Source organism: Psychrobacillus sp. FSL K6-2836 (genome assembly GCF_038003085.1).
Lineage (GTDB): Bacteria > Bacillota > Bacilli > Bacillales_A > Planococcaceae > Psychrobacillus.
In genome coordinates, this window is record NZ_JBBOOM010000001.1 from 3,956,533 (window position 1) to 3,969,471 (window position 12,939).

Below are 12,939 nucleotides of genomic sequence, written 5' to 3' on the forward strand. Positions count from 1 at the left end.
TGACGTCACAACCATCCTCTCTTTTCTCGATAATCTTATGGCATTTGTCTGTTCGTATCTCTCCTATTACTTTTGGAAACAGGTTCAAAATATTTTTGGGAAGCAGGGAAGAAATTCTTTCCCATCCATGGAAGAGGCGCTCGAAGATACAATTTCGGTCACCCTCACCCTTTTTATTCGATAAACACTTAATATTTCTCTGTATTTCCACTATTACTTAAAGTAAATCTACTTTCTAATCCCCAATAAATAATTAGTGAATATCATTTAAACTCTATGAACGCTAGTTGGATCACTGCATAGTTTTTACTATTATCCTGTAATGCGCAAAATCTCAGAAGAAAAGATAATAGATTTTCAAGATTACTGGATTCTATTAATTATCCATACAATTACTTAATTTCATCCTATCATTTTAAAGAAACGATATGGAGAATATTGTTATTAAGTAATGCACCACTTATTGATTGTAGTGTAAGGCGGCGACTCCAGCGGGATGAGTGGGGCAGATAAGCAATCACAACGAACGCGTAGCGGCGGTGATGGCTTATCGCTCACCCCGCGGAAAGCGTCCGCCTGAAACGGAAATCAGCGGTATCGTTTGATTCTTTACTATACATGAATCACTGTATTTCCGGCTCGATAATCTATTTACCTTTTTGGCTTTTAAAATAACTCTTTTCAACTAGAGGTAAATTTAGTATAGTTTTTGTAACTCCATATAATTTACCTCTTTTGAAAGAGGCTGATGATTCTGATCCAACTGTTCGTCCATAAATATAAGAAAAAGCTGTTACTCCCAGTAGCAGTTATAGGAATAATACTGCTCATCAGTATTCAATCCTTTATAAAATCGGCAACCCCCAAAGCCGATTCCATTCTAACTATCCCATTAAAAGAAAATTTTAACGAAGAAGAAAAAATTGAATATGTAGAGGACCTCGTTGTATTCGTGGAAGTAAAAGGTGCCGTTTCGAAGCCAGGAGTCTATGAACTTTCCGAAGGAGATCGTGTGTTAAATGCGATAGAGATGGCTGGAGGCTATTTAGTGTCTAGTAATTCTAAACATATCAATCATGCAGAGCGTGTTAAAGACGAAATGGTTATTTATGTTCCAGAAGAGGGTGAAGAAGTGGAAGAACTGCCTTTATCTACGAGTAGTTCACAATCATCTTTAGTAAACATAAACAATGCAGACGCCACAGTTTTGTCTACTTTACCAGGTATTGGAGCAGCTAAGGCAGAGGCAATAATCGCTCATCGCGAGCAGTCTGGTACCTTCAAAGAAAAAGCTGATTTGTTGAAAGTGACGGGTATCGGACAAAAAACGTATGAGAAACTGGAGCCATTAATATCTGTTAAGTAATAAAATGAGCCATTGAAGTTTCCCACACAAACTACTACACTTAAAGAAATGTTTATTTTGGGGGTAATTATATGGAGAGAATAACTTGGGATCAATTTTTCTTGGCTCAGAGCCATTTACTTGCACTAAGAAGCACATGTACACGTCTAGCAGTTGGTGCGACGATTGTTCGTGATCGCCGAATAATGGCTGGAGGATATAATGGATCTATTTCCGGTGGAGACCATTGTATTGATCATGGATGCTATGTCGTAGATAATCATTGTGTGAGAACGATACACGCAGAGATGAATGCTCTTTTACAGTGTGCTAAATACGGGATTACAGTGAGTGGGGCTGACTTGTATGTTACTCATTTTCCGTGCCTTCCGTGCACAAAATCGATCATTCAAGCAGGAATCAGTCGTCTGTACTATGCACAAAATTATAAAAACAACGCTTATGCCCTTGAATTGTTAAATATGGCAGGAGTCGAAGTTATTCATGTGCCTTTCGATGAACGTAAAATAGATTTCTTAAGCGATGAAAAAGTTGCCCTGTACACAGAGCTGATTTCGAAGCTAAGAGAAAAAGGAGCAAGTAGTGAAGAATTGGCACCATACGAAATGAAGGTGGCAGAACTATTTGGATTAACGACTTCCATGGAAATTTAATATATATCGCAATAACAGTTGTAGTAGGAGTAGTAGCTGCTTACGAATCTACCATTATCCTTTTTTTCCTGTTTGTGATTCTTTTGTGGCTAGTATATAAACAGTTTTCAATATTATATATATCAATTTCTTTAAGCTTAGGAATCGGTTGCTATTTTTATACAGAACAGAGAATACCCGTTCCTCCACTAGAGCAAAATGTCACCCAAATTACATGGACAGACATTTACCGCATAAACGGAAGTACTCTACGTGGTTTTGCTACATCGGAAAAAAAGGATAAATGGTACGTTCAATTAAAGCTAGAAAGTGAACAGCATAAGGAAGCATTCACAGAACATTCGCTTGCGGGACTAACTATGAATATTCTCACAGAAGAAGTTTCTAATAGACCAAAGGCACATATGTATGCATTTGATATGGATAATTATTTGAAAAGCAATGGTTCTGTGGGACAACTTCAAATTTCTCAATATGAACTAATTGGAAAAAAGAATGATTTTTTAACCTTTATGGCAGGGCAGCGTTTTAAGATGAAACAGCATATCCAGGATAGCTTTCCATTATCCCTACAAGCAGAGGCAGAGGCGCTTTTAATAGGTAGTAGGGAGCAGATGCCCACCGACATGCAAAGCGCCTATCAGACGCTAGGTATAACACATTTATTTGCTATTTCTGGTCTTCATGTAGCACTCATTGCTTGGTTATTTTATGAGAAGATGATTCATTTAGGTGTAAGGAGGGAAACAGCGAACTTGCTGCTACTAATTTGCCTTCCTCTATATGCACTCCTCGCGGGAGGTGCACCTTCTGTATGGAGATCTGTTTCGGTAACAGAGATTGTGTTAATCTCCATGTATTTTCAAAGAAAAATTGCAGTAGAAGATGCTTTTTCACTGAGTATTATCGGATTTATCTTTTTAACACCTTGGATTATATTCCAAATTGGTTTTCAGCTCTCCTATTTGGCCGCATTTTCACTTATTTATTCCTCCATTTTATTGAAGTCAAGTCAATCTTATTTATTTCAATCATTTATTATCACCGCTGTGTGTCAAATCATCGTTTACCCTATACTTCTCTACCATTTCTATGAGATTTCTGTTTCCTCATTTCTTGCTAATTTAATATTCGTTCCTTTATTTTCTTTTGTTATTTTACCTCTAAACTTATTTTTTTTATTATTAACGTTTATATTACCCTCTTTGGGTGAAAACCTGTTTTTAATCTATGAGCCTCTTCGAAATCTATTGGATATTCTTATATTGAAACTAGGTGCCATACCTTATCAATTGTGGAATCCGATGAAGCCACAGAGTTGGATGGTATTTCTTGCATACATTAGCGTAGTTTTGATACTTACTTCATTAGAAAGAAAAAAGAACGTTTTTTTAAGTACTCTTTTTTTCTTATTCGTTATAGTGATCATTCAGCTAGCACCTTATATGGATTCATCCACAAGAATTACTTTTGTAAATGTTGGACAAGGTGATTGTATACTTATCGAAATGCCTTTCCGCAAACAAGTTATTATGATTGATACTGGTGGCTTATTAAGGTTTGACCAAGAAATTTGGAAACAGACAGATGAACCATATGAAATTGGCAGACAGGTTGTTTTACCTTTGTTAAAGGGAAAAGGTATCCACACTATCGATACTCTTATCCTTACGCATGCAGATGCCGATCATATGGAGGGTGCGGAAGAAGTAGTAAGAGGAGTAAAGGTAAAGGAAATTCATATTACTCCTGGGTCTGCGGAGAAGGAAGTAATGCGTGATTTATGGCAGGAAATTGAGAAGCAGCGAATCCCAATCTATGAAAAGAGAGCTGGAGATAAGATCTTATCGAATTATTTCCATCTTCAATACTTATATCCAATGGATGAAACCTATGAAGGGAATAATGATTCACTAGTACTTTCTATGAGAAATGATCACTTTCATGGATTATTCATTGGAGACTTGGAAGAACAAGGAGAATTAGATTTAGTGGAGCATTATTCACTAGCATTAAAACAAATAGATGTATTGAAGGTAGGGCATCATGGCAGTAAAACCTCTAGCAATGAACAATTTTTGGCATTGGTTCAGCCGGATGTAGCGATTATACAAGCAGGATTTGAGAATCGCTATGGTCATCCTCATCCAGAAGTAGTTGAACGTTTAAAAGAATTGCAAATACCGTATTTACAGACGGGGACTGATGGCACTATTGAAGTCGAAATTAATAAAAGTGGGGGCATATCTATTACAATTCCATAAGTATTTTTAAATGAAAAAAGGGTTTACCTCCACGAGGCAAAACCCTTTTAATTTTCAATCAGTATGATTGAAGTTTCAATTTATCCCGCTTTAACGGGCAGTATGACTCCCACTTCAAGGATTGGCTTAAGCACATGAAGAAGTGGGAAATAAATGCCCGTAAAAGCCCGAATGGTTTAACTATAAATCAGTAAGGGATAATAACCCCCACTGATTGAAGTTTCACTTTATCGAGCTACAAACTCAATAACGGTTGCAATGATAAACATTATTGCAAAAAAACCAAAGGAGACTACAAAACCTACACCAGAGTCGATCGCGTCGTTACGTTTCGACTGGACATTTTGTTCAAACTCATTCATTGATACCCCTCCTATTTCCACCTAATTATAAAGGATTGCCTATAAAAAATCTATATACAAACTTTTCTTTTTCTAGTAAGACATATAATGTCACAATTTATCTTGGTTTAAAGGCTGTAATACCTAATCTCAACTTTTGTGAAAATCTAGAAAATCTAGGTGGGTATAAACAGCCTGTAAATCCCCGATTGGTTCAACTAACCATCAGCGCGGGATGAAGAATCCCCACTGATGGAAGTTTCACTTTATTCATCTATTTACGTTATAATGAAATTTAACTATATGTAGCAAGGAGCACTTAGCATGATTTCAGACAAGTGGATGCAAATATCTAATAATAAGATTTCTTCTGTGTACTTATTATACGGCATTGAGGCGTATTTTATCGAAGAAACAATAAAAAAAATAAAAAGACAATTAAGTGAGCAAGGGGAATTAGAAGTTATCACCTTTGATATGGAGGAAAACAAAGTTGATGAGGTAATGTATGAAGCAGATACCATTCCTTTTTTTTCCGATAAAAAACTTGTGATAGCCAAAAATACTTTCTTTTTAAAAGCAACAGAGAAAGGCAAAGAAAAAATAACTCATGATACGGTTCGTCTAGAAGAATGGCTGAAATCTCCTTCACCATCAGCGATAACTGTTTTTATAGCGCCATATGAGAAACTTGATGAACGAAAGAAAATTACAAAAGCTATGAAGCAGACAGCCAATGTAATCGAGTCAGCCAGTTTACAGGTCCACGATTTAAAAGGTTGGATCTTACATGAGCTTTCTACTCATGGGAAAACTATGTCTGATGAGGCAATAGATTGCATCATAGAACTTGGTGGAACAGATCTCGTTCACTTGCAGACAGAGTTAGCGAAAATAGCGACCTTTGTTGGTGAAGAGCAAGAGATTGATATTAAAACTATAAAGCAGTTGCTTGTACGTACACTAGAGCAGGATGTATTTACACTAGGAAATGCTTATCTTTCCGGAAACAAAAGTGAAGCGATTGAAATTTATCATGATTTATTGAAGCGAAAAGAGGATCCTTTGAAACTAAATGCATTAATAGCAACACAGGTTAGGTTAATGGTGCAAGTAAGTCATTTAAAGAAAAAAGGCTACCATGCACAACAAATTGCCAATCAGCTCAAAGTACATCCATACCGAGTAAAGTTGTTAATAGATCACCCGATGCTTCACAATGAACAAAATTTGCAAACACTGAATGACCTTGCAACAGTGGATTTACAATTAAAAACACTCAATATAAACCGTGATAGAATTTTAGAAATGTTTTTGTTGAAATAACAAAAACCTAGAATATTACTAGTAATCTTTAAGCAAAAAAAAAGACTGTCCGATTAAATCGGTCAGTCTTATTTTTTATTACGCTTTTTTCATTAATTGAGACTTCTTACGAGAAGCTGCGTTTTTATGAATTAAACCTTTTGAAGCTGCTTTTTCAAGTTGTTGAATAGCAGTTTTAATAAGATCTTTTGCGTTTTCGTCGTTATTAAGAGCAGCAGTATCAGCTTTTTTCACAGCAGTACGCATTGCTGATTTTGCTTTTGCGTTTTGAGTGTTTAATCTCTCATTTGTCTTAACACGTTTAATAGCAGATTTAATGTTTGGCATACCTTTCACCTCCTAAATAGGTCTGAGATGATACATTTCTTTCTAATACAACAAGCATTATTTTAACAAACACAAAAACAAATTGCAATATATAAATGCAAAGAATATTTACTTGACACATTGAACACACTAAATAAGAGGTGATATTATGTGGGGAAGAACTGATTTATTAGACGAATCGGATGAAATGGTAAAGCATCGTACAGCCGAGGAAAAAAACAAACTTAATAATTCCGAGGGGATAATATTTGAAGAAACACGTGAAGGTGCGGTACTTGTTACATCAATTGAAGTAAATGAAGCGGGAGAAAAGAAAATAGGAAAGAAAAAAGGTAAATATATTACATTAACGGACTTAACGGTGAGTCCAGATAGTGAGGATAGTTTCAAAGCATTAGAAAAATTATTTATCGAAAAGCTTAGGGAGATGCATAATGATTATAATCTATCAAAGGATTCGAAAATTTTAATCATAGGATTAGGTAATGCAACTATAACACCTGATGCCATTGGTCCAAAGGCAATTGAGTATTTACAAAATTCTTCTTTAACCAATGACAGTGCTGAGCGGGTAAAAGTAGTGATGTATGCACCAGGAGTAACTGGGCAAACCGGTTTTGAGACAAGTGATTTTGTTGAAGCAATTAGCAAAGCATTTAAACCGGATTTAATCATTGTGTTAGATGCTTTGGCGGCTAGAAATAGCGAGCGATTATGTAAAACGATTCAACTGACGAACACAGGAATACATCCTGGATCAGGTGTAGGAAACCAACGAAAAGAAGTTTCAGAAGAGGTATATGGCGTACCTGTAACTGCTATTGGTATTCCGATGGTTGTAGATGGACCAGTTTTATACGCAGATGCAATGGAGCAAGTCATTCATTATATTGCTTCTAAGGTGGAAGAAAAGGGGAGCCCTTCATCTGCATTAGCGGTCACGCCAATGGTATCTAGCAAAAAACCGAATATTGACAAATCTGTACTGCAACCAATTTTTGGAGAATGGGTTACGTGGCCAACGGAAGAAAAAAGAAAATTATTTGAAGAAGTATTTGTCGGAAAAAATCCATCCTTATTTGTAACTCCTAAAGAGACGGATGCTTGGGTTGAACATTATGCGTATATACTTTCTAATGGAATAGAAAGTTGGATTACTACAAGATAAAGTGTTCTAAAAATGCTGCTCTCTTCATACGATTGTGTGAGGAGAGTGGAAATTATGGCTAAGTCCTTAAAGAATGTTGTTAGCATTTTATTACTTTTATTTTTAGCACCAATTATTATTGCAACCGTCCAAACGCCTCTTTTCCCGGAACAAAAGCAACAATCAGAAACAAAAGAAGTAATGCCAAAAGAGGAAAGCACTGCTGTTGTCTACGCAGCACAATTAGAAACCAAAACTGCTGTTTCCGAAATTTTAGAACCTAAAAAAGCATTTGTTTATTTTACCCATTCCCAAGAAGCTTATAAACCTATATTAGCTTCTAAAGGTGAAAAAATCGCGACGTACCATCCAGAAAACAATATTACTTCATTTCAAGAGCAGATAACTGCTCAATTTGCATTACACCAATTAGAAACTGATATTTTGGAGCCTGAGACTACAGGGGATGCGAAGCAGTATAATACAATACGACCTTTTGTTCAAAATGCAATTGGACAAAAAAAATATGATATTATTTTAGATATTCATAGAGATTCTGCAAAAGCAAATGTGACGACGCTTAAAAGTGGCGAAGAAAGTTATGCTAAATTTATATTTGTTATTGGCCGAGAGCACCCAAACTATAGTAGGAATGAGCAACTTGCACAAAATCTCTCTAACCAATTAAATAAATTAGTACCTGGAATCTCACGAGGGATATTGCCAAAAGAAGGAAAGGGAGTAGACGGCGTATACAATCAAGACCTTTCCACAAATCTACTCAATGTAGAACTTGGGGGCATTGACAATAACGAACAAGAAATAAATCGTTCGATTGCAGTTTTAGCAAAAGCGATATCTAATATATTAAATGAAGATTTACCATTATAAGAATACTAAAAATGAGGTAAAGCAAATCATAGATGCTTTATCTCTTTTTGTTTGGAAAATATACTCGTAGATTGTGTTATGTACGGGTTTTTGATAAGATTAAAGTCTGGCAAAAAATTATTTATATTTATTTTTATCAAATTAAATAATTTAGAGTGTACATACAATGATTCAGTAATATGTTTTAAACAATCCTTTATCTGTTATAATGCAAGTAGTTAAATTAGGAGTGAACAAGTATGAATAATGATGAGAGACTGGCACGACAGAAAAAAATACGTAATTTTTCGATTATTGCCCATATTGACCATGGGAAATCGACACTTGCAGATCGTATATTAGAGCGAACACAAACAGTAACATCTCGAGAAATGCAAAGCCAATTACTCGATTCGATGGACCTCGAACGTGAACGCGGTATTACCATTAAATTGAATGCAGTTCAATTGACTTATAATGCAAAAGACGGGGAAGAATATATTTTCCATCTTATTGATACACCAGGACATGTCGATTTCACCTATGAGGTATCTCGAAGCTTAGCTGCCTGTGAAGGAGCTATTCTAGTTGTAGACGCTGCACAAGGGATTGAAGCACAAACACTAGCAAATGTTTATCTAGCTCTAGATAACGACCTTGAAATACTTCCAGTTATCAATAAAATCGATCTTCCTGCAGCGGATCCAGAGCGTGTGCGAGCAGAGGTTGAGGACGTTATTGGTTTAGATGCTTCGGAAGCTGTTTTAGCATCTGCAAAAGCTGGTATTGGTATCGAAGAAATTCTAGAACAAATTGTAGAAAAAGTACCCGCTCCAACTGGAGACCCAACTGCACCGTTAAAGGCATTAATATTTGACTCTTTATTTGATCCTTATCGTGGAGTTATCGTCTATATTCGTATTATAGATGGAACTGTCAAACCCGGCGACACGATTAAAATGATGTCTTCAGGTAAAGAATTTGAAGTAGTAGAAACGGGAGTATTTACACCTAAAACAACACAACGTTCTGAGTTGACTGTTGGGGATGTTGGTTTCTTAACTGCGTCTATGAAAAATGTAGGGGATTCAAGTGTCGGAGATACAATTACATTAGCCGAAAACCCTGCAACTGCACCTTTAGCTGGATATAGAAAAATGAATCCAATGGTATTCTGTGGATTGTATCCAATCGATAATACAAAATATGTAGATTTACGTGATGCTTTAGAAAAATTACAATTAAATGACTCAGCACTTGAATTTGAGCCAGAGACTTCTCAAGCATTAGGGTTTGGATATCGCTGCGGTTTCCTAGGACTGCTACATATGGAGATCATTCAAGAGCGTATTGAACGTGAATTTAAAATTGACTTAATTACTACAGCACCTAGTGTTATATATGATGTGAAGCTTACAAACGGAGAAATCCTAAAAGTGGACAATCCATCGATGATGCCGGATGCACAAAAAGTAGAAACAATTGAAGAGCCATATGTTAAAGCATCTATTATGGTTCCTGAAGATTACGTTGGTTCTGTTATGGAACTTTGTCAGCGCAAACGTGGTAACTTTATAACAATGGATTTCTTATCAAAAGCTCGAGTGAATATTATTTATGAGATTCCATTATCAGAAATAGTTTATGACTTCTTTGATTCTTTAAAATCAAGTACAAAAGGATACGCTTCTTTTGACTATGACTTAATCGGATATAAAGAATCTAAATTAGTAAAAATGGATATTCTGCTTAACAGCGAAAAAGTGGATGCGCTTAGCTTTATCGTTCACCGTGATTTCTCTTACGAACGAGGCAAGCTAATAGTTGAAAAACTAAAAGCGTTAATACCGAGACAGCAATTTGAAGTTCCCGTGCAAGCGGCTATCGGTCAAAAAATTGTCGCCCGGTCAACTATTAAGTCAATCGGTAAAAACGTCTTAGCTAAATGTTACGGTGGAGATATTTCTCGTAAACGTAAACTTCTTGATAAACAAAAAGAAGGTAAAAAACGTATGAAACAAGTTGGTTCTGTGGAAGTTCCTCAGGAAGCATTTATGGCAGTTCTTAAGATGGACGAGCCAAATAAATAAAAAAGCAAAAAGAGGGGGCACTAGTAGCCTCCTTTTTCGTTTATCCCGCATTATCGGGCAGTATGACTTCCACCTAAAGACTTGGCAGATGCAACAAAGTGAAGTGGGAGGTCAAATGCTCGTAAAAGCCCGAATGGTTCGGGCCAACAGGATGTTGGTCACTCAGGCATTGCCGTACGACGCGGCGTTACTTGCATGAGTTCAGTTTTTCAATCAATGGGGAAGATAACCCCACTGATTGAAGTTTCACTTTATGAAAAGAAAGTAGGGATAGTTATGGTACGAGGCGTATATATACATATTCCTTTTTGTCATCAAATATGTAATTACTGCGATTTCAACAAATTTTTCTTTCAAAACCAACCAGTAGATGAATATATTGAGTCCCTTGGAAAAGAAATGTCTTTATGGAGTGCAGATTTAGAAAAGGCATCTATTGAGACTATATTCATTGGAGGGGGAACTCCTACCTCATTAACTGCTTCGCAATTAGAACGGTTATTATTATTAATTCATCAGCATATACCAATGGAATATGTAACAGAATTTACTTCCGAAGCAAATCCAGATGAGCTAACACTTGAAAAAATGCAGTTAATGCGTAAATTTGGTGTAAATCGTTTAAGTATGGGTGTTCAAACCTTTGATCAGGAGCTATTAAAAGTATTAGGTAGAACTCATTCGAATGATCATGTATATGAGGTGATAGAATATGCCAAACAAACTGATTTTCCTTCAATTAGCATTGATTTGATGTATGGTCTTCCCAATCAAACAATGGACCAATGGAAAGCATCCTTGCAGGAAGCGTTCCGCTTAAAAATTCCACATATATCTGCCTATTCACTTTTAGTAGAACCAAAAACAATCTTTTATAATCTCCTGTCCAAAGGGAAATTATCTCTTCCTGGTGAGGACTTAGAGGCAGAAATGTATAGTTATCTACAAGAGGAAATGAAAATTCATGGTTATTCTCAATATGAAATAAGTAACTTCGCGTATGAAGGGAAAGAATCAAAGCATAATTTACTTTATTGGAACAATGATGAATATATTGGATTAGGTGCTGGCGCTCATGGATATGTGAACGATGTGAGATATTCGAATCATGGTCCGCTAAAAAAGTTTATGCAAACTGTAGATTTTGGGGACAAACCTCTCATGATGCAAAAAGAAGTAACAAAAGTGGAAAAAATGGAAGAAGAAATGTTTTTAGGGTTAAGGAAGAACAAGGGAGTATCTCTTGTTAAGTTTGAGGAAAGATACGGACTGACCCTTAGAGAAGTATACGGAAAAGAACTTGACGAATTACTTCAAAAGGAATTAATAGACATACAAGATAATTATGTAAAACTAACTACACGTGGAAGATTTATTGGAAATGAAGTGTTTCAATATTTCCTTAAATAATTAAAGCTAAATCGTTGACAGTTTTCTGTAGATTTGATAAGTTTTATATGAGTATTAGCACTCTCTTTGAACGAGTGCTAACAGAGGTGATAATCATGCTAACAAACAGGCAATTATTAATATTGCAAGTAACGGTAGATGATTTTATCGAAACCGCTCAACCAGTTGGATCTCGTCAGCTTTCGAAAAAGGAGGAAGTACCATTTAGTCCTGCTACTATTCGAAACGAAATGGCAGATTTAGAAGAAATGGGCTTTTTAGAAAAAACGCATACTTCGTCTGGTCGCGTGCCTTCGCAAAAGGGCTACCGTTATTATGTCGATAATATGTTAACTCCACAAAGAATTTCGCAAAATGAGATAAAACAAATTCGTTCTATTTTTGAAGAACGAAAGGTGGAGACGGAGCAAATAATTCGTAAATCCGCTGAAATAATATCGGAGCTAACGAATTATACCTCTATTATGTTAGGCTTAGATGTAAGGAAACATCGTGTTAAACGATTTTCAATTGTTCCACTTTCAAGTGATTCTGCTGTAGCGATTATTGTTACGGACAGTGGTCATGTAGAAAATCGACTATTTTCTATTCCTGAAAATTTTCAGGCATCAGACATCGAACGTATGGTCAATTTGATCAACGAACGTTTGGTAGGAGTATATTTGCATGAGCTACCTGCAATGCTTGAAGCAGTTACTATGACAGTGTTGCAACAAAATAACGGCCGTCTGAATCATCTTTTTGGATCGCTCAACCAAGCGATGACTATTGAGCATGAAGACAAAGTATATTACGGTGGGAAGCTGCAAATTTTAAACCAGCCAGAGTTTAATGATGTAGAAAAAGCACGAAGTATCATGAATTGGATGGATCATGTAAATCAAATTCCAGGCATATTCCATTTGGATAAAAAAGGTATCCAAATCCGCATTGGCTCAGAAAATAATGATCTCGCCATGGAGGGATGTAGTGTTATTACTGCATCGTACGGTATTGGTGAAGAACAGATGGGTTCTATTGCAATTATTGGTCCAACCCGAATGGACTATCGGAGAGTCGTGTCGTTACTAGATATTATGAGTGGTGATTTGTCTAGAGAACTATCGAGAATATTACATGGACATCATGGATAAGGAGAGTTGTAG

At 36.1% G+C, this 12,939-nt stretch carries 11 protein-coding genes; 9 read left to right on the forward strand and 2 right to left on the reverse strand.

Translation table 11 applies throughout. From position 1 onward, the window contains the following. Window positions 1-748: 748 nt before the first annotated feature. From MKY37_RS19165 to MKY37_RS19175, 3 genes are all read left to right on the forward strand, one after another. Window positions 749-1,366: a helix-hairpin-helix domain-containing protein gene (locus MKY37_RS19165; RefSeq protein ID WP_340779382.1), complete on the forward strand. Its 618-nt coding sequence runs from the start codon at window positions 749-751 to the stop codon at window positions 1,364-1,366. Between the two features lie 71 nt (window positions 1,367-1,437). Then, window positions 1,438-2,019, forward strand: a complete 582-nt coding sequence (locus MKY37_RS19170) for a ComE operon protein 2 (RefSeq protein WP_340779384.1) — start codon at window positions 1,438-1,440, stop codon at window positions 2,017-2,019. A gap of 74 nt (window positions 2,020-2,093) precedes the next feature. Then, entirely contained in the window at window positions 2,094-4,283 is a 2,190-nt protein-coding gene (locus tag MKY37_RS19175; protein ID WP_340779386.1) for a DNA internalization-related competence protein ComEC/Rec2, read from the forward strand. Between the two features lie 227 nt (window positions 4,284-4,510). Here MKY37_RS19175 and MKY37_RS19180 read toward each other — a convergent pair whose 3' ends face one another. After that, window positions 4,511-4,645: a YqzM family protein gene (locus MKY37_RS19180; RefSeq protein WP_340779389.1), complete on the reverse strand. Its 135-nt coding sequence runs from the start codon at window positions 4,643-4,645 to the stop codon at window positions 4,511-4,513. 303 nt (window positions 4,646-4,948) lie between these two features. Here MKY37_RS19180 and holA point away from each other — a divergent pair, with 303 nt between their 5' ends. After that, window positions 4,949-5,950, forward strand: a complete 1,002-nt coding sequence (gene holA / locus MKY37_RS19185) for a DNA polymerase III subunit delta (RefSeq protein ID WP_340779390.1) — start codon at window positions 4,949-4,951, stop codon at window positions 5,948-5,950. A gap of 78 nt (window positions 5,951-6,028) precedes the next feature. On the opposite strand, the gene rpsT is transcribed toward holA, so the two are convergent. Continuing rightward, the gene (gene rpsT, locus MKY37_RS19190; protein WP_090563860.1) at window positions 6,029-6,277 is read right to left on the reverse strand and encodes a 30S ribosomal protein S20; all 249 of its coding nucleotides are present in this window, start codon (window positions 6,275-6,277) and stop codon (window positions 6,029-6,031) included. Between the two features lie 148 nt (window positions 6,278-6,425). Here rpsT and gpr point away from each other — a divergent pair, with 148 nt between their 5' ends. From gpr to hrcA, 5 genes are all read left to right on the forward strand, one after another. Next, window positions 6,426-7,445 (forward strand): GPR endopeptidase, encoded by a 1,020-nt coding sequence (gpr, locus tag MKY37_RS19195; RefSeq protein WP_340779393.1) that lies wholly within the window; start codon window positions 6,426-6,428, stop codon window positions 7,443-7,445. A 54-nt stretch (window positions 7,446-7,499) separates the two neighbouring features. Beyond that, the gene (gene spoIIP, locus MKY37_RS19200; RefSeq protein WP_340779396.1) at window positions 7,500-8,315 is read left to right on the forward strand and encodes a stage II sporulation protein P; all 816 of its coding nucleotides are present in this window, start codon (window positions 7,500-7,502) and stop codon (window positions 8,313-8,315) included. A gap of 239 nt (window positions 8,316-8,554) precedes the next feature. After that, on the forward strand, window positions 8,555-10,384 hold the full coding sequence (lepA, locus tag MKY37_RS19205) for a translation elongation factor 4 (protein WP_340779397.1): 1,830 nt from the start codon (window positions 8,555-8,557) through the stop codon (window positions 10,382-10,384). Between the two features lie 276 nt (window positions 10,385-10,660). Continuing rightward, a complete protein-coding gene (hemW, locus tag MKY37_RS19210; RefSeq protein ID WP_340779988.1) occupies window positions 10,661-11,794 on the forward strand; it encodes a radical SAM family heme chaperone HemW in 1,134 nt (377 codons plus the stop codon). A gap of 95 nt (window positions 11,795-11,889) precedes the next feature. After that, complete coding sequence (gene hrcA / locus MKY37_RS19215) at window positions 11,890-12,927, forward strand: heat-inducible transcriptional repressor HrcA (protein WP_340779990.1); 1,038 nt, start codon at window positions 11,890-11,892, stop codon at window positions 12,925-12,927. Window positions 12,928-12,939 lie beyond the last annotated feature (12 nt).

Excerpts from the sequence above, each read along its gene's own strand:
- hemW (WP_340779988.1), top strand. The coding sequence starts at position 10,661 with ATGGTACGAGGCGTATATATACATATTCCTTTTTGTCATCAAATATGT.
- hrcA (WP_340779990.1), top strand. The coding sequence starts at position 11,890 with ATGCTAACAAACAGGCAATTATTAATATTGCAAGTAACGGTAGATGAT.
- MKY37_RS19165 (WP_340779382.1), top strand. The coding sequence starts at position 749 with ATGATTCTGATCCAACTGTTCGTCCATAAATATAAGAAAAAGCTGTTA.
- MKY37_RS19180 (WP_340779389.1), bottom strand. The coding sequence starts at position 4,645 with ATGAATGAGTTTGAACAAAATGTCCAGTCGAAACGTAACGACGCGATC.
- MKY37_RS19170 (WP_340779384.1), top strand. The coding sequence starts at position 1,438 with ATGGAGAGAATAACTTGGGATCAATTTTTCTTGGCTCAGAGCCATTTA.
- lepA (WP_340779397.1), top strand. The coding sequence starts at position 8,555 with ATGAATAATGATGAGAGACTGGCACGACAGAAAAAAATACGTAATTTT.
- rpsT (WP_090563860.1), bottom strand. The coding sequence starts at position 6,277 with ATGCCAAACATTAAATCTGCTATTAAACGTGTTAAGACAAATGAGAGA.
- gpr (WP_340779393.1), top strand. The coding sequence starts at position 6,426 with ATGTGGGGAAGAACTGATTTATTAGACGAATCGGATGAAATGGTAAAG.
- holA (WP_340779390.1), top strand. The coding sequence starts at position 4,949 with ATGATTTCAGACAAGTGGATGCAAATATCTAATAATAAGATTTCTTCT.
- spoIIP (WP_340779396.1), top strand. The coding sequence starts at position 7,500 with ATGGCTAAGTCCTTAAAGAATGTTGTTAGCATTTTATTACTTTTATTT.